Origin of the sequence: Janthinobacterium sp. JC611 (assembly GCF_018682595.1) — a bacterium.
In the GTDB taxonomy this organism is placed as follows: domain Bacteria; phylum Pseudomonadota; class Gammaproteobacteria; order Burkholderiales; family Burkholderiaceae_D; genus Janthinobacterium.
The window spans coordinates 183,798-207,463 of sequence record NZ_JAFLJN010000014.1 but is presented as its reverse complement, the minus strand read 5'-3'; the positions used below and the strand labels follow the sequence as shown (position 1 = coordinate 207,463).

Genomic DNA, 23,666 nt, shown 5'->3' with positions numbered 1-23,666 from the left:
AATCGATACATGGCTGGCCTCGCCCTGCGTATAGAATAGTTGCCACTATTTCCTTACAACAACATCAGGGTGGATATGCGCTTATCTTTCGGCTCCGTAGCCTCGTTGGCTCTCTGCTTTACCGTGTCGGCCCATGCTGCCGAACCATTCGACGACAAGTTCCGCCAGCTCGAAGAAGTGCTGCCCACCCCGAACACCTACCGCACTGCCTCCGGCGCGCCGGGCCACGCCTACTGGCAGCAGCGCGCCGACTACACGATCCGCGCCACCCTGGACGAAGCCAAACGCGAAATCGCCGGCAGCGGCACCATCACCTACCATAACCAGTCGCCCGACACCCTCGGCTACCTGTGGGTGCAACTGGACCAGAACATCTACCGGCCCGATTCCGACGCGCGCCGCATGACCACGGCGCCCTCGCGCCAGGCCTGGGCCAGGACGGCGGGCGAAGACACCATGAAGTTCGAAGGCTTGCGCGGCATCCTGGCGCGCGGCGACTTCCAGGGCGGCTTCCATATCCGCGCCTTGAAAGGGGCGGATGGCCAGCCCCTGAAGTACCTTATCAACCGCACCATGATGCGCATCGATTTGCCGCAGCCCTTGAAACCGGGCCAGGATTTCGTCTTCCAGGTCGACTGGGATTACCGCATCAATGAACAGAAGGTACTGGGCGGGCGCGCCGGCTATGAAGTCTTCGACGACAAGAACGCCCTGTTCGAAGTGGCGCAGTGGTTCCCGCGCATGGCGGCCTACTACGACGCGGCCGGCTGGCAGCACAAGCAGTTCCTTGGCTCGGGCGAATTCACGCTGGAATTCGGCGACTACGACGTGCAGCTGACCGTTCCCGCCGACCATATCGTCGCCGCCACCGGCGCGCTGCAAAACCCGCAGGACGTGCTCTCGGCCGCACAGCGCGAGCGCCTGGAAAAGGCCCGCGGCAGCGACAAGCCCGTCGTCATCGTCACGCAGAAAGAGGCGGAGGCGGCCGAAAAATCCGTCAGCCGCGCGCAAAAGACGTGGCACTTCAAGGCAGCCAACGTGCGCGACTTCGCCTGGGCATCGAGCCGCAAGTTCATCTGGGACGCGCAGGGCTACAAGAAGGGCGGCAGCGATGTGATGGCCATGTCCTACTATCCGAAAGAGGGCAATCCGCTGTGGGAAAAGTACAGCACGCAAGCCATCGTGCACACGATCGAACAGTACAACAAGTACAGCATAGACTACCCGTACCCGACGGCCATCTCCGTCAACGGCCCCGTGGGCGGCATGGAGTATCCGATGATCTCGTTCAACGGTCCGCGTCCCGTGAAGGACAAGAAGACGGGCGAGTTGACCTACTCCAAGCGCACGAAATATGGCCTGATCGGCGTGATCATCCACGAGGTGGGCCACAACTACTACCCGATGATCATCAACTCGGACGAGCGCCAATGGACGTGGATGGACGAAGGCCTCAACACCTTCGTGCAATACCTGGCGCAGCAGGCCTGGGAAGAGAACTACCCGGCCTCGCGCGGCGAGCCGCGCGAAATCGTCGACTACATGCGTAGCCGCGACCAGGTGCCCATCATGACGAACTCCGAATCGCTGCTGCAGTTCGGCAACAACGCCTACGCCAAGCCGGCGGCGGGCCTGAACATCCTGCGCGAGACCATCCTCGGGCGCGAACTGTTCGACTACGCGTTCAAGGAATATGCGCAGCGTTGGAAGTTCAAGCGCCCCACGCCCGCCGACTTTTTCCGCACCATGGAAGACGCGTCAGGCACGGACCTGGACTGGTTCTGGCGCGGCTGGTTTTATACCACCGACCCGGTCGACATCAGCATCGACGGCATCAGCGAATACGGCGTGAGCTCGAAGAACCCGGAAACGGAAAAAGCCTGGAAAAAGGCGCAGAAGGACGCCCAGCCGGAATCGGTCACGAGCCGCGCCAACAAGGGCATGCCGCGCCGCGTCGACGCGCATCCGGAGCTGAAGGATTTCTACAACCAGCATGACGATTTCACGGTGACCAACAAGGACCGCAACGCCTATGCCGAAGCGCTGGCCGCCCTGGAGCCGTGGGAAAAGGACTTGCTGAAACAGGGCAAGCACCTGTACCTGGTCGACCTGTCGAACGTGGGCGGCATGGTGATGCCGCTGATCCTCGAGATCGAACTGAAAAGCGGCAAGAAATACGTCGAGCGCGTGCCGGCCGAAGTGTGGCGCTACTCGCCGAAGAAAATCACCAAGGTCGTCATCACGGATGAACCGATGGTGGGCCTGGTGCAGGACCCGTACTGGGAAACGGCCGACATCGACACCAGCAACAATAGCTGGCCAAGAAAAATCACGCCATCGCGCCTGGAACTGTTCAAGAGCGAGAAGTCGCCCAAGGATAACCTGATGCGCGATTTCCAGACGCCGTTGAAAGGCAGCGGCTCGGCCAAGGGCGACGAGGCGTGAAGCGCTGGCGCCTGCCCGCTTGCGCCATGCTGGCCTGCGCCAGCATGGCGGCGGGCGCCCACAATTTTCACATGGGCATCGCGGACATCAGCTATAACGCGGCCAGCGGCAGCACGGAAGTGGTGCACACCTACACGGGCCACGACGTCGAGGCGCTGCTGACGAATCTGTACCAGCGCCAGTTCGACCTGGGCCAGGAAGACAGCGAAGCGGCGCTGCGCCGCTATGTCGAAAAACAGTTTTATCTGGTGGGACCGGACGGCAAGCGATTGCGCCTGAACTGGGTCGGCATGAAGGTCAATGCCGACAACGTGGTCATCTTCCAGGAACTCGAAGGCACGCGCCTGGCCCCCGCCACGCGCATCCACAACCAGCTGCTGATCGACTTCCTGCCCAGCCAGCGCAACACCCTCAACGTGCAGGACAGCGGCGCCATCCAGACGCTGACGTTCGACCGCCAGAACACGGCACTGCCGATCCGCTGAACAACGGCAGACCGCCGCCACACCCCGACACCCATGACGCCACGCCATCTTCCCCTCCTCCTCGCCGCCCTGTTTTCACCGGCCGCCCACGCCGACGACATCTTCCAGCGCGTGCTGGTCGACGGTTCGCGCCTGAACCAGCTGGGCGTGGCCGATTCGGCCAACGCGGGCAGCGTCACGCAACAGCAGCTCGACGCGCGCACCAGCTACCGGCCCGGCGAATTGCTCGAAGCCGTGCCGGGGCTGATCGTCAGCCAGCATAGCGGCGAGGGCAAGGCCAACCAGTTCTACCTGCGCGGCTTCAACCTCGATCACGGCACGGACTTGCGCACCACCGTCGACGAGATGCCCGTCAACCAGCGCAGCCATGGCCACGGCCAGGGCTGGACGGACCTGAATTTCCTGATCCCCGAACTGGCCATGCGCCTCGATTACAAAAAGGGACCGTATTCGGCGGCGCAAGGCGATTTTTCCTCGGCCGGCGCGGCGTCCGTCGTCTACGCGAACCGCCTGACGCAGGGCGTCGCCAGCGCGGGCGTCGGGCAAAACGGCTTTCGCCGCGCCCTGCTGGCCGACTCCCTCGATGCGGGCGAGGGCAGCCTGCTGTACGCGCTCGAAGCGCAGCATAACGACGGCCCGTTCACGCAGCCGGACCGCTACCGCAAGCGCAATGGCGTGCTGCGCTACAGCGAAGGCTATGCCAACAACGGCTACAACGTCACGGCCATGGCGTACGACGCCAGCTGGAACGCCACCGACCAGATTCCGCTGCGCGCCGTGCGGGACGGCACCTTGGGCCGCTTCGACGCCATCGATGCCAGCGACGGCGGCAAGGCCCAGCGCTACAGCCTGTCCGGCGCCTGGCGCCAGACGACGGACGACGTGTCGTCCAGGGTCAGCGCGTACGTGATCGCCAACCGCCTGGCCTTGTTCTCGAATTTTACGTATGCGCTGGACGACCCCGACAACGGCGACCAGTTCGCCCAGCCCGACCGGCGCGTGACGTCAGGCCTCGATGCCAGCCATACCTGGCACCGCCACACGGACAGGGGCAGCAGCGACACCACCATCGGCGTGCAGCTGCAGAACGACAATATCCGCAATGGTCTGTACAACACGCGCCAGCGACAGATCGTGTCGACCACGCGGCAAGACCATATCGTCGAATCGAGCATCGGCGTGTATGGCGAAAACAGCACGCGCTGGTCGCGGTCGCTGCGCACCGTGGCCGGCCTGCGCGCGGACGCCTACCGCTTCGACGTGCGCAGCGACCGGCCGGAAAATTCAGGCACGGCCAGCGACCATTTGTTCAGTCCCAGCCTGAGCGTGATCGCCGGGCCGTGGCGCGACACGGAAGCGTATGTCAACATCGGCAATGGCTTTCACAGCAACGACGCGCGCGGCACGACGATCGCGCTCGACCCGAAGACGGGCGAGGCGGCAGACAAGGTCACGCCCCTGGTGCGCTCGCGCGCCCTGGAACTGGGCTTGCGCAGCGCCGCCATCGCCGGCCTGCAAACGTCGCTGTCGCTGTACCGCCTGGACTTCGATTCCGAGCTGCTGTTCATCGGCGACGCGGGGGCCACCGAGGCGGGCCGCCCCAGCCGCCGCTATGGCATCGAGTTTTCCAGCTACTACAAGGCCGCCAGCTGGCTGTCGCTGGACCTGGACCTGGCGTATGCGCGGGCGCGCTCGCGCGGCAGCGACCCGGAGGGCGACTTCATCCCCGGCGCCATCGAAGGCGTGGCCCAGCTGGCCATGACGGTGACGCCGGCGGGGCCGTGGTCGGGCTCCTTGCGCCTGCGCTACTTCGGCCCGCGCCCGCTGATCGAAGACAACAGCGTGCGCTCGGCGGCCAGCGTGGGCCTGAACGGGCGCATCGCCTACCAGATCGACAAGACCTTGCGCGTGGAGGTCGAAGGCTACAACCTGGCCAACCGGCGCGACTCGGCCATCGATTACTACTATGCCTCGCGCCTGCCCGGCGAGGCGCAACCCGTCGACGATATCCACTTCCATCCGGTGGAGTCGCGCTCGCTGCGCCTGACCCTGGTAAAGAATTTTTAACTCAACAAGCATAATTCCTGTCGGACCTGGCACAAGAACTGCCGCGAAGTCGTAGAATGCCAGGCTGGATAAACTGAGACAGGCCGCGTTCCGGCCCGCACCGCCATGAGCACTTCCGCACCGATCTTTACCGACCCGTCCCACGTCAAGGACGCCTTGCGCGATGACGGCTATGCCGTCCTGCGCCCGCAGGACGTGGCCGCGCTGGCCGGCTGCCCGCTGGCCGCGCTGCGCGCGCTGGAAGGCAGCTGGAACACGCTGGCGCTGGACAATTACCTGAAGGATGGCGGCCGCTATCGCCGCCGGCGCCACTCGTGCTTCGTGCAGGATGGCGAGCGCCTGACGCAGACGGCGCACCGTCCGCACTGGCAGCCGGTGGAATACAACGCCCTGCACGGCGGCATGCACCGCCTGTTTGAACCGGTCGAAGCGGCCATCGTCGCGCAGCCGGCTTGGCAGCAGCTGATCCGTGCGCTGGGCGACGTTTGCTCGCAGGTCAAGGGCCGCCAGCCGTGGTTCATCGAGGCGCACCAGTTCCGCATCGATACGACCGACGGCATCGGCCGCCCCACGCCGGAAGGGGCGCACCGCGACGGCGTCGATTTCGTCGCCGTGCTGCTGATCGGGCGCGAACAGGTCAAGGGCGGCGAGACGCGCATCTTCGAGGCTGACGGCCCCAACGGCAAGCGCTTTACCCTGACCGAGCCGTGGTCGCTGCTGCTGCTCGACGATGCGTCTGTCATCCATGAATCGACGCCGATCCAGCCCCTCGGCAAACATGGCCACCGCGACACCCTCGTGCTCACCTATCGCGCAGGCCAATTCCAGGGGGAGAATTAACAGGCGGCCACAGCATTTCCTGTGGCCAAAATAGTTACTTGGAAGTTACTTTTGCAGACCTAAATCCGATATAGTCATACGATGTCGATATTGCGCGCTCACGGCGCCCAGCATCACCACACTGAAATCCTAGGAGAGGTCTGTGGACTCCAACAACCAAATCAAGCCTGACGAAATCGAGATCCTGATCGTCGAGGACAGCCCGACCCAGGCGGAGCGCTTGCGCCGCCTGATCCAGTCGCTGCACTATAACGCGCGCGTGGCGGCGAATGGCCAGCTGGCCCTGGCCGCCATCCGCGACCGCAAGCCGCACCTGGTGCTGTCCGATATCGTCATGCCTGAAATGAATGGTTACGACCTGTGCCGTGCCATCAAGTCCGATCCGACCCTGCGCGACATTCCCGTGATCCTCGTCACCTCGCTCAACGACCCGAAGGACATCATCCGCGGCATCGAGTGCGGCGCCGACAATTTCATCCGCAAGCCCTACGCGGAAGACTACCTGCTCAACCGCATCAGCCACATGCTGATGAACCAGAAGCTGCGCAAGAACCAGAATGTGGAAATCGGCATCGCCCTGTACCTGGGCGACCAGAAGCATTTCATCAATGCGGAACGCCAGCAAATCCTCGATTTGCTCATTTCCACGTATGAACAGGCGGTGCAGGTCAACGGCGAACTGCAGGCGCGCGAACGCCAGGTGATCGAACTGAACATGCGCCTGGCGCACCATGCGGCCGAACTGGAAACCATCAACCGCGAAATCGCCCTGAAAAATCTGGAACTGGCCGAGGCGAGCCGCATGAAGTCCGCCTTCATCGCCAACATGTCGCATGAACTGCGCACGCCGCTCAACGCCATCATCGGCTTCACGGGCGCGCTGCTGATGAAACTGCCCGGCCCGCTGACGTCGGACCAGGACAAGCAGCTGAACACCATCCGCGCCAGCGCGCGCCATCTGCTCTCGCTGATCAACGACATCCTCGACGTGGCCAAGATCGAGGCGGGCAAGCTGACCCTGTCGATCGAACCCGTGCACTGCCAGGAACTGATGGCCGAGGTGGCCGACACCCTGCGCCCGCTGGCCCAGCAAAAGGGCCTGGCGCTGGAAATGGCGCTGGGAGAAGCGGGCCAGCCGCCCGTCATCATCGACACGGACCGACGCGCGCTGACGCAAATCCTCATCAACCTGCTCAACAACGCCATCAAGTTCACGGAACAGGGCACGGTGCGCATCAGCCTGGCCCAGCGCGAGGAAGACGGCGTGCTGGTGACGGAAATGAGCATCGCCGACAGCGGCGCCGGCATCAAGGAAGAAGACCAGGCCAAGCTGTTCCAGGCCTTCTCGCAGCTCGATTCCACCTCCACGCGCCACGTGGAAGGGGCGGGACTGGGCCTGTACCTGTGCCAGAACCTGGCCAACGCCATCGGCGGCGCCCTGTTCTTCAACAGCGACTACGGTTCCGGCAGCACGTTTACCCTGGCCCTGCGCAACAAACCCTGATCCCGGTGCACCGCAACATAAACCATGGTTTTTTTGCCATCTCAACCGGGCCGATACCGTAGTTCTACGGTATTGCACTGCACCATTTTCAGCGCTATAGTGGAACTGTCTCCTCCAATTCGTTCTCCGAACATTGGATTGCGCCCGCGAATACAACCGCGGGCTTTTTTTTGCCCGCGTTTTACCGCGTCTTCATCTTTCCTTAACTAAATCAATCGATTTAGTTATATCAATCGTTTGAGATATATGATTAAATCTCCGACATGATTGAAAAAAACATTTCCCATACCGTACCCGCCGACGACGGGCGCAAGCCCCGTTCCGATGGCGAACAGTCGCGCGAGCGGCTGCTGCATAGCGCCATCCGCCTGTTTGCCGAGCAGGGCTACGCCAAGACGTCCACGCGCGAACTGGCACAGGCGGCCGGCACCAACGCGGCCGCCATCAGCTACTATTTTGGCGACAAGGCGGGCCTGTACCGCGCCGCCTTCTCCCATCAACTATCGGCTCCACAAGACAATATCGCCCTGTACGAGCAACCGCATTTCACCCTGCGCCAAAGCCTGGAAGGCTTTTATGCGCAATTGCTCGCCCCCATGCAGCAGGGCGAGATCGCGCGCGACTGCATGCGCCTGTGGTGCCGCGAGATGCTCGAACCGACGGGCCTGTGGGCGCGCGAGGTCGACCAGAACATCCGTGCCGAACACGAGGCGCTCACGCGCGTGCTGGCGCGCCACCTGGGCGCGCCCGACGACAGCGACGACATGCACCGCCTGGCGTTTTCCATCGCCTCGCTGGCCCTGCAGCACATGGTCGGCGCCGAGGTGCTGCACACCTTGCGTCCGCAACTGATGGAGTCGCCGCACGCCATCGATACCTGGCTGGCGCGCATGACCGACTACGCGCTGGCCATGGCCGACGTGGAGCGCCGGCGCCTGGCCCTTCCCCCCTCTCCTCCCACCGCTCAACGACAAGCAGAAGGACCAGCATGACGACCATTCAATGCACCGTTCAACGCGTCCTGGCCGCCAGCATCGTGCTGGCGCTGGGCGGTTGCGCCCTGCAGGCGCCACCCGCAACGGTGGCCGCCGGCACGCCCGCGCAGTGGCAGGCGCCGCTGCCGCATAACGGCAAGCTGACGGACCTGTCCAGCTGGTGGCAAGGCCAGGGCGACAGCCTGCTGGTGGAACTGATCACCGATGCGCAACAGGTCAGCCCGACCATCGCCGCCGCCGGCACGCGCATCGCGCAGGCGCGCGCCGACAGCATCGGCAGCGGCGCCGCGCTGGCGCCCAAGCTCGACGCGACGGGCAGCGTGGTGCGCACCAGCCAGCAATCGGTCCAGCCCGGCGGCACCACCTCGCAGGCCGCGTTGCAGGCGTCGTGGGAAATCGACATCTTCGGCGCCAACCGCGGCACGCGCGATGCGGCGCAGGAGCGCTACGACAGCGCGCGCGCGCTCTGGCATGAGGCCCGCGTCTCGGTCGCCGCCGAAGTGGCGAACCAGTACTACGCCTTGCGCACCTGCCAGCAATTGCAGGCCGTGTCCGAGCAGGACGCCGTCTCGCGCCGCGACTCGGCGCGCCTGACGGAACTGAGCGCCGGCGCCGGCTTCCAGCCGCCCGCCAACGCCGCCCTGGCCCGCGCCAGCGCCGCCGAAGGCGCCAGCCGCGCCATCGAACAACGGGCCGCCTGCGACGTGAATGTCAAGGCGCTGGTGGCCCTGTCGGCCATGCCGGAAACGTCGCTGCGCCAGAAGCTGGCGGCCAGCCCGGCGGTCCTGCCCTCGCCCGTAGCGATTGCGCAGCTGCCGGCGCAAACCCTGGGCCAGCGTCCCGACATCTACAGCGCCGAACGCGAAGTGGCGGCGGCCAGCTTCGAAGTGCGCGGCGCGCAGGCGCAGCGCTATCCCCGCCTGAGCCTGGCCGGCTCCATCGGCAAGGGCAACATCCGCGCTGGCGGCAGCAGCATCACGGCCAGCACCTGGAGCATCGGACCGCTGGCCGTCAGCCTGCCCATCTTCGACGGCGGCACCCGCCGCGCCCAGGTCGATGCGGCCAGCGCGCGCTACGACGAGGCGGTGGTGAAATACCGCGCCGGCGTGCGCCAGGCCGTGCGCGAAGTGGAAGAGGCGCTGGTCAACCTGGCCAGCACGGACGAGCGCAGCGGCCACGCGAAAGCCGCACTGGAAGGCTACCGCGTGTCGTTTGTCGCCACCGAGGACCGCTACAGGAATGGCCTGGCCAGCCTGATCGAACTGGAAGACGCGCGCCGCACGCGCCTGGCCGCCGAAAACACCGTGGTCAACCTCGAGCGCGAACGCAGCGCCGCCTGGGTGGCGCTGTACCGCGCCGCCGGCGGCGGCTGGAACAGCAGCGCCATCGCCAACAACGCACCTTGACGGATACGACAACATGAAAAAACAGACCTTGAAACCGATGGCGCTCGCGCTGGCCGCCCTGTGTGTGCTGCTGGGCGCCGGCGTTACCCTGTACTCCCCTTCCTCCACCGCGGCCGACGAGGCCAAAGATAAAAAAGCGGCGCAAAAGCCGGCCCTCACCGTCACCACGGCCAAGCCGCAAACGGCCAGCCTGCCCATCAAGCTGAAGGCCAACGGCAACGTGGCCGCCTGGCAGGAAGCCGTCATCGGCAGCGAATCGAACGGCTTGCGTCTGACGGACGTACGCGTGAACGTCGGTGACGTGGTGCGCGCCGGCCAGGTGCTGGCCGTGTTCTCGAACGACACGGTAAACGCCGACGTGGCGCAGGCCAAGGCCGCCGTGCTGGAAGCGGAAGCGAATGCGGCGGAAGCGGCGGCCAACGCGCAGCGCGCCCGCTCGCTGCAAAGCACGGGCGCCATCAGCGCCCAGCAGATCAGCCAATACCTGACGGCCGAACAGACGGCCAACGCCCGCATCGCGTCCGCCAAGGCGCAACTGGCGTCGCAGCAGCTGCGCCTGAAATACACGCAGGTGGTGGCGCCCGACAGCGGCATCATCTCTTCGCGCTCGGCCACAGTCGGGTCGGTGGTGGGCGCCGGCACGGAACTGTTCCGCATGATCCGCCAGGGCCGCCTCGAATGGCGCGCCGAAGTGACGGCCACCGAGCTGCTGAACCTGAAACCTGGCACCCTGGCGCAGGTCAAGGCGGCCAATGGCAGCGTCCTGACGGGCAAGGTGCGCATGATCGCTCCCACGGTCGATCCGCAGACCCGTTCGGCCCTCGTCTACGTCGACCTGCCGGCCAGCACGGGCAACAACGCGCCGTTCAAGGCCGGCATGTACGCCAGCGGCGAATTCGAACTGGGCACCTCGGGCGCGCTGACGGTGCCGCAGCAGGCGATCGCCGTGCGCGACGGCTTCAGCTATGTCTTCCGCCTGAATGCCGATCAGCGTGTCAGCCAGATCAAGGTACAGGCCGGACGGCGCCTGAGCGACCGCATCGAAATCATCGACGGCATCACGGCCGACACGACGATCGTCGTCAGCGGCGCCGGCTTCCTCAATGACGGCGACCTGGTGCGCAATGTCGTCACTCCGGTGGCAGCCAAGCCCGTTGCGCCGGCCGCCGTGGCAGCGAAAAAGTAAGGAAAGCCATGAACTTTTCCTCCCTCTCGATCAAGAACCCGATCCCGGCCATCATGCTGTTCGCGCTCTTGACCCTGGCCGGGCTGCTGGCCTACAAGGCCAATCCGGTACAGGATTTCCCCGACATCGAACTGCCCATCGTCACCGTCAGCGCGGTGCTGCCCGGCGCCGCGCCGGCGCAGCTGGAAACGGAAGTTGCGCGCAAGATCGAAGACTCCGTCGCCACCCTGCAAGGAGTGAAGAACATCTACACCAAGGTGCTCGATGGCGTCGTCACGGTGACCGTTGAATTCATCCTGGAAAAGCAGATCGCCGAAGCCGTCAACGACGTGCGCGACGCCGTCGCGCGGGTCAAGGCGGACATGCCGGCCGAGCTGCGCGACCCCACCGTCACCAAGGCGTCCACGGCCGGCAGGGTGGTGCTGACCTTCATCGCCACGGCAAAACCAGGCGTGGACAATCCGCTCGACGCGCCCGACCTGTCGTGGTTCGTCGACAACACGGTGGCCAAGCGCCTCCTGACGGTGCCCGGCGTGGGCGCCGTCACCCGCGTGGGCGGCGTCTACCGCGAGATCCAGGTGGAACTCGACGAGGCGCGCATGGCGGCATTGAAGGTGTCGGCCCTCGACGTCTCGCGCCAGCTGCGCCTGGTGCAGCGCGAAGCGCCTGGCGGCCGGGGCGACGTCAGCGGCGCCGAGCAGTCGGTGCGCACCATCGCCACCGTCAAGACGGCCGATGAACTGTCGCGCGTGGAAGTGCCGCTGCCGGATGGCCGCCATGTGCGCCTGGACCAGGTGGCCACCGTGCGCGATACGGTCGCCGAACCGCGCGCGCTGGCCGAGCAGGATGGCAGGACGGTCGTCGCCTTCGAGGTGTTCCGCACCAAGGGCGCCAGCGAAGTGGCCGTCGCCAAGGGCGCGCGCGCCGCCATCGCCGAGCTGCAGAAGGACAACCCGAATGTCGTGCTGCAGCAATCGATCGACAATGCCTTCCCCGTCGAGGAAAACTTCGACGGCTCGATGGAGCTGCTGTACGAAGGCGCGCTGCTGGCCGTGCTGGTGGTGTGGTGGTTCCTGCGCGACTGGCGCGCCACCCTGGTGGCCGCCGCCGCCCTGCCCCTGTCCGTGATGCCGGCGTTCCTCGGCATCTACTGGTTCGGCTACACGCTCAACACCGTCACCCTGCTGTCGTTGGCGCTGGTCGTCGGCGTGCTGGTCGACGACGCCATCGTGGAAATCGAAAACATCGAGCGCCATCTGCGCATGGGCAAGTCGCCCATGGAGGCGGCCATGGAAGCGGCCGACGAAATCGGCATGGCGGTGATCGCCACCACCTTCGCGCTGGTGGCCGTGTTCCTGCCGACGGCCTTCATGAGCGGCATTCCCGGCCTGTTCTTCAAGCAGTTCGGCTGGACCGCCGTGCTGGCCGTGCTGGCCTCGCTGGTGGTGGCGCGCCTGCTCACGCCGATGATGGCCGCCTACATCCTGAAACCGCTGCCGCACAAGGAAGAACAGGATGGCTGGCTGATGACGCGCTACCTGCGCGTCATGCGCTGGTGCCTGAACCACCGCGGCATCACGGCCATCGCCGCGGCCCTGTTCTTTGTCGGCGCCATCGCCCTCGTGCCGCTGCTGCCGACCGGTTTCGTGCCGGCCGCCGACCGTGCGCAGACGCAGATCAACCTGGAACTGCCGCCCGGCTCCACCCTGGCCGAGACGCAGGCCGTGGCGGCCCTGGCGCGCGACGCGGCCATGCGTACAGAAGGCATCAAGGGCGTCTTCAGCTCGATAGGCGGCGGCTCCAGCGGCGACGCCTTCGCCCCCGGCGCGGCGGCCGAGGCGCGCCGCGCCGTGCTGACCCTGACCACCGTGCACCGCACCGAGCGCAAGGAATCGATGGCGGACCTGGAAACGCAGCTGCGCCACAAGCTCGATACGATCCCCGGCGCCCGCTTCACGGTGGGTCCGCCCGACACGGGCGTCAAGATGCAGCTGGTGCTGCGTTCGGAAGACCCGGTGGCGCTGATGGCCGCGGCGCAAAAGGTCGAACGCGAGCTGCGTGGCCTGAAAGGCATCGGCAACGTCAATTCCAGCGCCTCGCTGGTGCGCCCGGAAATCATCGTGCGCCCCGATTTCGCCAAGGCGGCCGACCTGGGCGTGACGGCGGCAGCCATCGGCGAAACCGTGCGCGTGGCCACGGCCGGCGACTACGATACGGATCTGACGAAAATGAACCTGCCCGAGCGGCAGGTGCCGATCCGCGTCAAGCTGCCCGACAGCGTGCGCGCCGACCTGGCCGCCATCGAACGCCTGACGGTGCCCGGCAAGAATGGCCCGGTGCGCCTGGCGAACGTGGCCAGCGTGACGATGGAAAGCGGCCCGGCGCAGATCGACCGCTTGAACCGCAGCCGCAACGTGACCCTCGACGTGGAACTCGGTTCGCGCACCCTCGGCGAATTGAACGAGGAAGCGCGCGCGCTGCCGTCGATGAAGAATTTGCCGCCTTCCGTGAAGATCGCCGAACTGGGCGACGCGCAGGAGATGGCCTCGCTGTTCGCCAGCTTCGGCCTGGCCATGCTGATCGGCGTGCTGTGCATCTACTGCGTGCTGGTGCTGCTGTTCAAGGACTTCATGCAGCCGGTGACCATCCTGGCGGCGCTGCCGCTGTCGATCGGCGGCGCCTTCGTGGCCTTGCTGATCACGGGCAGCGCCCTGTCGATGCCGTCAATGATCGGCCTGATCATGCTGATGGGGATCGTCACGAAAAACTCGATCCTGCTGGTCGACTATGCGATCCTGGCGCGCCAGGCCGGCATGAACCGCTTCGATGCGCTGGTCGACGCCTGCCACAAGCGCAGCCGCCCCATCCTGATGACGACGATCGCCATGGGCGCCGGCATGATGCCGCTGGCGCTGGGCTGGGGCGCAGACCCCAGCTTCCGTTCGCCGATGGCCATTACCGTCATCGGTGGCCTGATCACCTCGACTTTGTTGAGCCTGCTGGTGGTGCCGGCCGTATTCACCTATATCGACGACCTGGAGCACCTGCTCAAGCGCGGCATGGCGAAACTGCGCCGCCAGAAGGCGCCGCTGCGGCGCGATGACAAGGTGGCGCTGGAAAAATAAGCGCCACCGCGAATTGCAGAATCGCCCCCTGCGGGCAAGGAAGCGAAGGACCGGCCGCCAGGCCGCGCTCCCTCGCTTCCATCTATCTGGCATACTGCGCCCATTCTCCATGAACGCAATCTGCCCTGCCTATGAATTACCGCACCCCGCTCGCCCTGTTAATCGTATCCGCACTGCTTGGCGCCTGCTCGGACAAGACCGCCCCCGCCAGCGCCAGCGTAGCAGCTGACGTGGCAGCCGAGGTCCCCGCCGCCCCCGCCGACACGGCATCGACCGAACACGTGCCGCCGCCGGCCGCCACCGCGCCCAGGACGGAAGCGATGAACACGCCGCAGGCGCGCGAACGCGAAGCGGGCATGATGCGCGCCGTCTTCGGCAAGGACTACCGCAGCGACAGCGACGATGCGCTAGCCGACCTGTCCGATCCCGATAACCACGTCGACAAACTCAGTTACGTGGTCAGCGCCGTCAGCCACAAGCTGCTGCCCGATGGCCGCGCCATCCTGGTGGCGAATGCGGAAACGGCGAACACGGAAGGCACGGCCGAATCGGCGCATGCCTCGCCGGGCCTGTTGAACGTCTTTTTCCTGGCGCCCAAGGGCCAGCCGGAAGACGGCCAGTGGCAAGTCGTGAAGCGCCTGGAAAACATCGCCGCCCTCGGTTCCTCGGGGCAGCTCGGCGAAGTCCACTGGGTCATGCTGGGCGCGAACAAGCCGGGACTGGCGATCCGCCATGGCTATACGGGCCAGGGTTACACCATCACGCAGCTGGCCCTGTTCGAGATCGGCGACGGCAAGGTGGCCGCGCTCGATGGCGGCATCGACCTGTACTCGGACAATATGGGCGCCTGCGGGCCGGAAATGGACGAGTGCTGGATGGTCGACGGCAAGTGGCGCTTCGCGGCAGCGCGCAACGGCGGCGCCTACGACGACCTGCTGATCGATTTCAAGGGCGCCTCCGAGAAGATCAAGCCGGGCGTCACGGTCAAACCGGACGAAGACCCGCCGCGCATCGCCACGCCCTTGAACGGCCACGCGCGCTATGCTTTCGATGGCAAGGGGTATAAATTAGTCGAAGGGAAGAACACGGTGCCTGGCGTCTGAGCCAGGCACCGGCAAAAAATCAGCGGCGCGCCGCCTCCAGGCGCGCCAGCAGCGGCGCATACATGGCACGCGTATGGCTGCTCCAGCGGGCCATGGCGTTGTCGATATCGAGCAGCAGGCGTTCCGACAACACCTTGTCGCCCTGCTGCAGGGCCCAGATCGCGCATTCGGCGCGGCACTCGAAGCTGTTGTAGCGCGTCAGCGCATCGTCGAATTCCGCCTTCGCGTCCGTCTGTCGCCCGCTTTGCGCCAGCGCGCGCGCCGTCAGCAGGGACACCATCTCGGGACGGAAATGGATATCCGTGCGGCGGATGAATTCCAGGTGCGCCAAGGCCTCCGCACCGCGCGCGCATTCCAGGTAGGCGCGCGCCGCGCCCAGGCGGATTTCCAGGTCCGATGAAAACGCTCCCTGCAGGCAGGCTTCATACGTCGCCGCCGCTTCCTTTGCATCGCCCGCCTCCAGCTGCGCGCTAGCCAGGCGCATCTGGTTTTGCGCCGTCGGCGTGTACTCGAAGGCGGCTTTCGCCTCGCGCAATTCGCGGTTCGGATCGAGTACCTGCACGGCCACCGACGCGACCTTGCGCGCGCCTTGCGGCAGGCGCGAATTGGGCAGGTAAATGGCGAAGAAATACACTACGCTGCCCAGCAGCGGGAACATGAATAAAATGAGCAGCCAGTACAACTGCTGCCCGTTGCGCACCACGTGAATCGCAAAAAATACCGCGATCAGGATGTGGATGCCTATGCCAAAAATCGTCATGCTGCGACCTCGTTCGTGACGGGAGCGGCTGGCACCATGCCGCCGCTTTCCCAGTCCGGAATAGTACACCGGCCGCGGCAAACGGCCACGCCGTGCACGCGCGCCTAAGGCGTCGGGGCCGACCAGCCGCCGCCCATGGCGCGATACAGGTCGACCGAAGCGACGAGGATGCGCGTCTTCAGCTGCAGCATGCCCACGTCGGCGCTGTACAGGGTGCGCTGGGCGTCGAGTTCTTCCAGGTACGAGGCGTAGCCATTGCGGTAGCGGTTATGCGCGATGCGCAGGGTATCAAACGCGGTGGCGCGGCGCGCGTCGTTTTCCACGGCTTGCTGCCGCAGCCGGTAGATGGCGCCCAGGCTGTTTTCCGTTTCGGCGAAGGCGTTGCGCACCACGTTTTCATACGCGTACACGAGCTGGTCGCGCTGCGCGCCGGCCGCATCCGTCTGCGCCTGCACGCGGCCGCCATCGAACAGGGGGCCGGCCGCCAGCGCCGTCAGGCGCCACAGGGCGGTCGGCGCATGCAGGAAATCGGTGAGCGTCGTCGCCTGCCCGCCGCCGACGGCCGTCAGCTTGAACGAGGGCAGCAGCTGGTCGCGCGTGGCGGCCAGGCTGGCGTTGGCGGCCGCCAGGTTGTGTTCCGCGCGCGCGATGTCGGGCCGCCGGCGCAGCAATGCGGACGGCAGGCCGGCCGGCACGTCAGGCGCCGCCAGCTCGGCCAGGGGCAAGCCGCGGGCGATGGGGCCGGGATTGCCGCCGACGAGGATGGCCAGCGCGTTTTCCTGTTCGAATATCTGCCGCTGCAGCTGCGGCACCTGCTCGGCCGCCGCATGGTATTCCGATTGCGCCTGCAGCCATTCCAGGCGCGAACTGTAGCCCACCTCGAACTGCTTGCGCGCCAGCTCGCGCGACTGTTCGCGCAGTTGCAGCGTCGATTGCGTCAGCGCCAGCTGCGCGTCGAGCCCGCGCAAATTCAGGTAACTGGTCGCCACGCTGGCGGCGATCGACAGGGCCGCCGCATCGAGGCTGGCCTGCTCGGCGCGGTAGCTCTCGCCGGCCGCGTCGCTCAGACTGGCCAGCCGGCCCCACACGTCGATTTCATAGCTGGCCTGCAGTTCCGCCTGGAAGACATTCGTCACATACGGCTTGCCGCTGGAAGCCAGGGTGCGCGTGCGCGTGGGCGAGCCGTCGAACGCCAGGTTCGGCGCGCGGTTCGCGTCGGCCTGCGCCAGGCGCGCGCGGTATTCCTGCACCCGGGCGCGCGCCACGCGCAAGTCGCCATTGCGCGCCAGCGCCTCGCCCACCAGGTCGCTCAAGACCGGATCGCCAAACGCCTGCCACCACAGCTGCTCGACATGGGCGCCCGTCGCCGCTGGTGCGCCGATGGCTTGCGCGCGCCAGCCGGACGGCAGTTGCAGCGCCGATGGCGGCTGCAAGGGCGCCTTGGCGGCGCAGCCGGCCAGCGCCAGCGCGCCGGCCATCAACAGGGCGCGGCGCTTCATGGCTTGGCCTTCTTCGGCGCCGGCGGCGGCGGCGCCGGATTATCCGCCGAGTCGTTCAGCACGGCCGACGTATCGACGCTGACCACCACCGACATGCCGGGAACGAGGCGGCGCGCATTCGCCTGCCCTGGATCGATGCGGATGCGCACGGGAATGCGCTGGGCGATCTTGAGGTAGTTGCCCGTCGCATTATCGGCCGGCAGCACGGAAAACTCGGAACCGGTGGCCGGCGAGATGCGCTCCACCTGGCCCGTCAGCACGGCGCCATCGAGGGCGTCGACGTGGAAGGTGGCGCTCTGCCCTTCCTGCACCCCATTCATCTGCGTTTCCTTGAAATTGGCGATCACCCACATCTGGCGCGGCACCAGCGCCATCAGCTGCGCGCCCGAATTCACGTATGCGCCCTGGCGCACCGTCACCTGGCCCAATTGCCCATCGGATGGCGCCACGATGCGCGTGTTATCGAGGTCGATCTTCGCCGCCTTGGCGGCCGCCTGCGCGTTCGCCACGGCCGCTTCCAATGCCTGCTTGTTGACCACCACGCTATGCACGCTTTGCTGGGCGATGTCCAGGTTGGCGCGCGCTTGCGCCAGCGCGGCCGCCATCTGCGCCTGCGTGGCGCGCGACTGATCGTGTTCGCGCTGCGACAGGGAACCATCGGCCACCAATTGCTCCACGCGATTGAGGTCGGCGCTGGCCTTGCGCGCCTGCGCTTCCGCATTGGCCAGCGCCGCTTCGCTGACGGAAATGCCCGCCTGCGCGCTGGCCTTCTGCTGCGCCCAGTTCGACAACGCCGCCTGCTGCGCGGCCAGCTGGGCCTGGGCCTGCTCGTAGCGCTGCTGGTAGATGCGGTCGTCGATGCGCACCAGCAACTGCCCCTCCTTGACGTCCATGAAGTCCTGCACCGTCACTTCCACCACATAGCCCGACAACTGCGTGCCGATGATCGTCACCTGCCCGCGCACGGTGGCGTTTTCCGTCGTCACGATGGGACTGGTGAACGGCGGCAAGCGCCACGCATACAATACGATCAGCACGCCCACCAAGGCCACGGCGGCAAAGGCCAGCGCGGACAGCCACTGGTGGCGCCGGTCCGGCTGCGCCGTGGAAGGGGCGGCGGGGGCGGCTGCTGGCGCCGTCGATGCTGGTGGCGGGATGTTATTTTCTGTCATTGCTCGGTTCCGAATTGGTAATGGGGACGATGGCCATGGCCGTCTGCGCATCGCGCACGGGGCCGACCAGGCGGCGCGCGCCGGTGGTGATGCGGGTCCAGGACTGGCTGACCAGCATCCAGATCAGGGTGGCGATGGCGACGCCGGCGATCATCAGGAAGACGTCGTTATAGGCCAGCACATTGGCTTCGCGCGTGGCGACGGCGCCCAGGCGCGCCACGCCCTGGGCGCTGCGCAAGGCGGGGTCCGTCAGCACGCCGCCATAGGCCGACGCGCCCGACTGCACGCGCGCGGCCACCTGCGGGTCGAGCATGGTGAGGTGCTCGACCAGATAGCTGGAATGGTATTTTTCGCGCGCCGTCTGGATGGTGCCGACGATGGCCGACCCGAGCAGGCCGCCCAGGTTCTGCGTCATGGTAAACATCACGGAAAAACTCACCAGGTTGCGCGGTTCGGCGATCACGGCGCCCATGCCGGCCACCATCGTGGGGCCGAGGAAATACGTGCCGCCAAATGCCAGCAGGAACTGGCTGACATACATGTTGACGGGGCGCGTCTGGCTGGTGGCGTGCGCGTCGATCAGGGCGCCGGCCGCGATCAGCAGCAACGCGAACATCAGCGAGCGGTGCAGGGTCGCCGGGTTGATCGTCAGCGCGCTGACCACCAGGCCCGCCACGCTGCCCAGAAAGACCACGATGAACAGGTTTTGCATCTGGTCCGTGTTCAGGCCCAGCGCCTGCAGGAAGCCGACCGCCCCCGTCGATTCGGACAGTACGATGCGAAACAGCAGCACCGATAAAAACAGCTTGGCGATCTTGCCCGTGGTGAGCCAGCGCGTGTTGAGCAGCGGGCGGGCGCGGTTGTGCTCGATGGCCAGCGAGGCGGCGATCAGCACGATGGAGCACGCCAGGCACACGCCCACCCACTCGGACTCCATCCACCACGCCGTGCGCCCCTGCGCCAGCACGGCGCACAGCAGGGCCACGCCGGGCGCGAACAGGATGAAGGTGAGGAAGTCGAGCGGCTCGAAGGTCTGCACGCGGTCGCCGGGCGGCAGTTTCAGGGCCAGCACGCAGCCGAGCGCCAGCAGGGCCAGTCCCAGTTCAAACAGGTACAGGCCGTGCCATTCGCCGATCTGCAGCAGTTCGGAGGTGAAGATGCGCGCCAGGGGCAGCGCCAGCTGGGCAAAGCCCAGGCCCAGCACCACGCCTTTCAGGCGGTGCCGCGCGGGAAACGCCTGCAAGGTGTAGTACAGGCCCAGCACCCCCAGCGCGCCGCCCACCATGCCATGCGCGGCGCGCACGGCGATCGCCGACGGCAGGGTATTCGCATACAGGTGGGCAAAGGTGACGAGCGCGTACAGCACCAGGAACGCTTCCGTAAACAGGCGCAGGCCGAACTGCTGGCGGAATTTCACCAGCAGCAGATTCATCGAGACGATGGTCATCACGTAGGCGGCCGGCAGCCACTGCATCTGGTAGGCATAGGCGGCCAGCGAACCTTGCAGGTTCAGCAGATTGGCCGTCACCAGGCCGTTGCCCAGTCCCCCCGTCAGCGCGACGATCAGGCCGACGATGAAATACGCGACACGCTTGGGCGTCGAATGTTCGGGCATCGATGGCGACCCGGGCAAGGTCGGGCGTTCGCCCGGCCCCCAGGTGCGAGGTGTGTACTTGTCCATGCGGTAATCGCGATCCGGTTTGCTGAAGCCGTTCCTTGCTGCTTTGCTATCAAGCAAACAGTTGCAAATGAACAGTTCTAGTCAGCAGCATATCACCGCAGGACGTTTTTATTGTTTACATTGTTGCATGGCGTTGCGCATGCAGCGCAGCGTGCAACGGGACCGGCGGGACCGGTCCGTTGCTGAGGCAAGCAATCACACCCTCGGCGGGTCCGTTTCGCGCGCAAACGCCCGGTGCGCGGCCAGCGCCTTTTTAAAGGCCACCACGGCTTTCACCACGTCGCCGGAAGGCGCGACGATGATGGCCGGGTCGGGCTTGCCATCGGGCAGTGACGCCGGGATGCCCGCCTTGTCCAGCAAGCCCTTGCCCGCGCCGACGGCCAGCATCGGCTTGCAGTGGCGGTATTGCAGGCGCAGGAAGTCGAGCGCATTGGCGTCGCTGCCCAGTTGCTGCACGGCGCCCTGGCCGTCCGGCACCACGACGGCGTCGAACAGCACGGCCGGTCCCGCCTCGAGCGAGCTTTCCACGTCGAGCGGCGCGCCGCCGCTGGTGTCGACTTTCCCCAGATGGCTGCCCACCAGGCGCGGCACGGCGCCATCGGCCAGCAGCGAGGCATAGATGCTGCGCACCTGCGCACCATCGCTGCCCGGTCCCACCAGGATGGCCACGCGCAGCGTATGGATGCCCGTCTTGCCGGGACGGAAAAAGAGCGACAGGGCCGGCGATGGCGGATACGTGGGGATCGGCAGCGCAGGATCGGACGCCAGCGCGCGCGGCATGACGGGCGGCAGGGCCAGGCCCAGGCCATCGGCCAGGCGCTGCGCCAGGGTCTCGTCGACGTTGCGCAGCATGGCGACGATGCGCTGGCGGATCGCCACCGTCTGCACCTTGCTCAGCTCGAAGCGGAACGCATGCACGATATGGTCTTGCTCGACCGGCGTCTGGCTGATCCAGAACAAGCGCGCCTGGCCGAAGTGCTCGGCGAACTTTTCGGGCTTGCCGCGCACCTTGTCGCCTTCGGCGGATGCGGGAAAACTGTTGAAACCCTTCGCGCCCGCCTGGAACGGACAGCCGCCCGCCAGAGAATTGGGCTCGTACGCAACCCGGCCCCGGTTGATGGCCTGGCGATGGATGCCGTCGCGCTGGTTGTTGTGCAAGGGCGCCAGCGGGGAGTTGATGGGAATTTCATGGAAATTGGCGCCGCCCAGCCGCGTGATCTGCGTGTCGACGTAGGAGTGGATGCGCCCCTGCAGCAGCGGGTCGTTGGAAAAATCGATGCCAGGCACGATGTGCGCCGTGCAAAAGGCCACCTGTTCCGTCTCGGCGAAAAAATTGTCGGGATTGCGGTTCAAGACCATCTTGCCGACGGGGACCAGCGGCACCAGTTCTTCGGGAATCAGCTTGGTCGGATCGAGCACGTCGAAGGGGAAGGCTTCGGCCTGCGCTTCCGTGAACACCTGGAAGGACAGCTCGTATTCGGGATACGCGCCGCACTCGATGGCTTCCCACAGGTCGCGCCGGTGGAAATCGGAATCGGCGCCGCTGATCTTGACGGCTTCGTCCCACACGAGCGAATGCGTGCCGGCCATCGGCGACCAGTGGAATTTGCAGAACACGGACTGGCCCTTGGCATTCACGAGACGGAAAGTGTGCACGCCAAAGCCCTGCATCATGCGGAAACTGCGCGGGATGGCGCGGTCGGACATGACCCACATCAGCATGTGCGTGATTTCCGGCGACAGCGAGGCGAAGTCCCAGAAGGTGTCGTGCGCGCTGGCCGCCTGCGGCATGCCATTGTGCGGTTCGGGCTTGACGGCGTGGATCAGGTCAGGGAACTTCATCGCATCCTGGATGAAGAAGACGGGGATGTTGTTGCCGACCAGGTCCCAGTTGCCCTCGTCCGTATAAAACTTCACGGCGAAGCCGCGCACGTCGCGCGCCGTATCGGTGGAACCGCGCTCGCCGGCCACCGTGGAAAAGCGCACGAAGACGGGCGTGCGCTTGCCCGCCTTGGCGAACAGTTTGGCGCGCGTCAGCTTGCCCTGCTCCTTGTAGCATTCGAAGTAGCCGTGGGCGGCCGAACCGCGCGCATGCACGACGCGCTCGGGGATGCGTTCATGGTCGAAATGCGTGAGCTTTTCACGCAAGATAAAATCTTCCATCAGGGTGGGGCCGCGCAAGCCCGCCTTCAGCGAGTTCTGGTTGTCGCCCACGGGCACGCCCTGGTTGGTCGTCAGCACGCAGCCGCTGTCGTCGGCGCGGGCGCCATCCAGCGAGCTATTCAGCGCATTCTCGCCCAGCGCGGGCCGGCCATCGCCCGTCTTCGGAGAAGCCATCGTTTCGCCCGTGGTGCTGGCCGTGGCCAGCGGATCGCCCGCTGCCACATGCACGCCTTCGGCCGGCGTGCGCGCCGCCTCGCCATACTGGCCCTCCTCCTTGGGGTTGGCGGCCATGGCGGCGGCCAGCTGCTGGCCGGCGGCCGTCTTTTGCAGCAGCGCGCGGGCCACGTCATTGTCCGCGCCCAGGCTGTGCGGCGCGTTGCCGTCGGATGGGCCGGACATGCTGCTCAAGACGGAACCCGCACCGTCCGTGGACGGCGTTTTCTTGTTGGTAGCCATTACGTCTCCTGTGAGTAGTTTGCCCCGGGAGAACGCCACAACTTCCTCATTCAGCGCACGAGCAGGGCAATCAAAACAATGATGGGAATAGGTATGCCGATCAACCACAACAAAATGGAGCGCATCTTCACTCTCCTTTACTGCCTGCTACTAGCTACTACCTTGTGCGCGTGGGCGCTGTTCCGCACCGCCATGACGGCGTAGGGAACAGCGCCCACGACAAATACCGACCAGGAAGGCGTCAAACTTATTTACGCGAACCCAGCAATTTCGACAGGCCATACCCGGCCGCTGCCGCGATCAGCAAGGACATGGCCGGGCGCTCGCGCACATAATCGCGGCCCGTTTCGCCGGCGCGCTGGCAGGCGGCACCCAATTGCTTGCCGCGCGCCATCAGGCGTTCCGAGGCCTTGCTGACGGTGTCGCTGACCTGGTCGATGCGGTCGCCCACCTGGTCCACGCTGTCATGGGCGCGCGTGGCCATCTTGTCGGCCAAGGGCTGGGCCTGGCTTGCCACCTTGTCGATGGTGCGGTGCAAATCCTGGCGGGTGTCCTGGGCGGTGCCGTTCATCTCGGAGCTGGTTTTTTCAATCGCGTTCATGATGGTTTCCTTTAACAGTGAACAATTTCAACCATGCTCGATGCCGTGACCGAATCATGATTCTCCTCGCTTCAGGGAAAAAGAAGCGGCTAAACGCTGCCGGGCTGAGCCATATCAAACAGTGGATCAGCAGCAAGCTGTTAGCAGCACCTTAACCGCGCCTGCCGCGCGCCACCGT

16 protein-coding genes are annotated in these 23,666 nt (G+C 65.8%); 10 read left to right on the top strand and 6 right to left on the bottom strand.

Annotated elements, in window-relative coordinates:
- Positions 1 to 75: 75 nt before the first annotated feature.
- The 10 genes from J0O65_RS10190 (at position 76) to J0O65_RS10145 (ending at position 15,156) form a co-directional block, all read left to right on the top strand.
- On the top strand, positions 76 to 2,445 hold the full coding sequence (locus tag J0O65_RS10190) for a M1 family metallopeptidase (protein WP_215406427.1): 2,370 nt from the start codon (positions 76 to 78) through the stop codon (positions 2,443 to 2,445).
- On the top strand, positions 2,442 to 2,930 hold the full coding sequence (locus tag J0O65_RS10185) for a DUF6702 family protein (RefSeq protein ID WP_353056177.1): 489 nt from the start codon (positions 2,442 to 2,444) through the stop codon (positions 2,928 to 2,930). Before J0O65_RS10190 ends, J0O65_RS10185 begins: the two co-directional genes overlap by 4 nt.
- A gap of 33 nt (positions 2,931 to 2,963) precedes the next feature.
- Positions 2,964 to 4,997: a TonB-dependent receptor gene (locus J0O65_RS10180; RefSeq protein ID WP_215406425.1), complete on the top strand. Its 2,034-nt coding sequence runs from the start codon at positions 2,964 to 2,966 to the stop codon at positions 4,995 to 4,997.
- Between the two features lie 105 nt (positions 4,998 to 5,102).
- Positions 5,103 to 5,837, top strand: a complete 735-nt coding sequence (locus J0O65_RS10175; protein WP_215406423.1) for a 2OG-Fe dioxygenase family protein — start codon at positions 5,103 to 5,105, stop codon at positions 5,835 to 5,837.
- A gap of 142 nt (positions 5,838 to 5,979) precedes the next feature.
- The gene (locus J0O65_RS10170; RefSeq protein WP_215406421.1) at positions 5,980 to 7,341 is read left to right on the top strand and encodes a hybrid sensor histidine kinase/response regulator; all 1,362 of its coding nucleotides are present in this window, start codon (positions 5,980 to 5,982) and stop codon (positions 7,339 to 7,341) included.
- Between the two features lie 263 nt (positions 7,342 to 7,604).
- Positions 7,605 to 8,333: a CerR family C-terminal domain-containing protein gene (locus J0O65_RS10165; RefSeq protein WP_215406419.1), complete on the top strand. Its 729-nt coding sequence runs from the start codon at positions 7,605 to 7,607 to the stop codon at positions 8,331 to 8,333.
- Positions 8,330 to 9,742: an efflux transporter outer membrane subunit gene (locus tag J0O65_RS10160; RefSeq protein ID WP_251373632.1), complete on the top strand. Its 1,413-nt coding sequence runs from the start codon at positions 8,330 to 8,332 to the stop codon at positions 9,740 to 9,742. Before J0O65_RS10165 ends, J0O65_RS10160 begins: the two co-directional genes overlap by 4 nt.
- Before the next feature lie 13 nt (positions 9,743 to 9,755).
- Positions 9,756 to 10,928: an efflux RND transporter periplasmic adaptor subunit gene (locus tag J0O65_RS10155; protein ID WP_215406417.1), complete on the top strand. Its 1,173-nt coding sequence runs from the start codon at positions 9,756 to 9,758 to the stop codon at positions 10,926 to 10,928.
- Positions 10,929 to 10,936: 8 nt separating this feature from the next.
- Positions 10,937 to 14,053 carry an efflux RND transporter permease subunit gene (locus J0O65_RS10150; protein WP_215406415.1) on the top strand — a complete coding sequence of 1,039 codons (3,117 nt, stop codon included), beginning with the start codon at positions 10,937 to 10,939 and terminating at the stop codon, positions 14,051 to 14,053.
- Positions 14,054 to 14,283: 230 nt separating this feature from the next.
- The gene (locus J0O65_RS10145; RefSeq protein ID WP_215406413.1) at positions 14,284 to 15,156 is read left to right on the top strand and encodes a hypothetical protein; all 873 of its coding nucleotides are present in this window, start codon (positions 14,284 to 14,286) and stop codon (positions 15,154 to 15,156) included.
- A 19-nt stretch (positions 15,157 to 15,175) separates the two neighbouring features.
- On the opposite strand, the gene J0O65_RS10140 is transcribed toward J0O65_RS10145, so the two are convergent.
- The 6 genes from J0O65_RS10140 to J0O65_RS10115 form a co-directional block, all read right to left on the bottom strand.
- Positions 15,176 to 15,916, bottom strand: coding sequence for a hypothetical protein (locus tag J0O65_RS10140; protein WP_215406411.1), 741 nt, complete (start codon positions 15,914 to 15,916; stop codon positions 15,176 to 15,178).
- A 104-nt stretch (positions 15,917 to 16,020) separates the two neighbouring features.
- On the bottom strand, positions 16,021 to 17,415 hold the full coding sequence (locus tag J0O65_RS10135) for an efflux transporter outer membrane subunit (RefSeq protein WP_215406409.1): 1,395 nt from the start codon (positions 17,413 to 17,415) through the stop codon (positions 16,021 to 16,023).
- Positions 17,412 to 18,587 carry an HlyD family secretion protein gene (locus J0O65_RS10130; RefSeq protein WP_251373631.1) on the bottom strand — a complete coding sequence of 392 codons (1,176 nt, stop codon included), beginning with the start codon at positions 18,585 to 18,587 and terminating at the stop codon, positions 17,412 to 17,414. Before J0O65_RS10130 ends, J0O65_RS10135 begins: the two co-directional genes overlap by 4 nt.
- Positions 18,574 to 20,268, bottom strand: a complete 1,695-nt coding sequence (locus J0O65_RS10125; RefSeq protein ID WP_215406407.1) for an MFS transporter — start codon at positions 20,266 to 20,268, stop codon at positions 18,574 to 18,576. Before J0O65_RS10125 ends, J0O65_RS10130 begins: the two co-directional genes overlap by 14 nt.
- A gap of 195 nt (positions 20,269 to 20,463) precedes the next feature.
- On the bottom strand, positions 20,464 to 22,887 hold the full coding sequence (locus J0O65_RS10120; protein ID WP_285896783.1) for a catalase: 2,424 nt from the start codon (positions 22,885 to 22,887) through the stop codon (positions 20,464 to 20,466).
- 247 nt (positions 22,888 to 23,134) lie between these two features.
- Positions 23,135 to 23,488 carry an ElaB/YgaM/YqjD family protein gene (locus J0O65_RS10115; protein WP_215406405.1) on the bottom strand — a complete coding sequence of 118 codons (354 nt, stop codon included), beginning with the start codon at positions 23,486 to 23,488 and terminating at the stop codon, positions 23,135 to 23,137.
- Between the last annotated feature and the right edge of the window lie 178 nt (positions 23,489 to 23,666).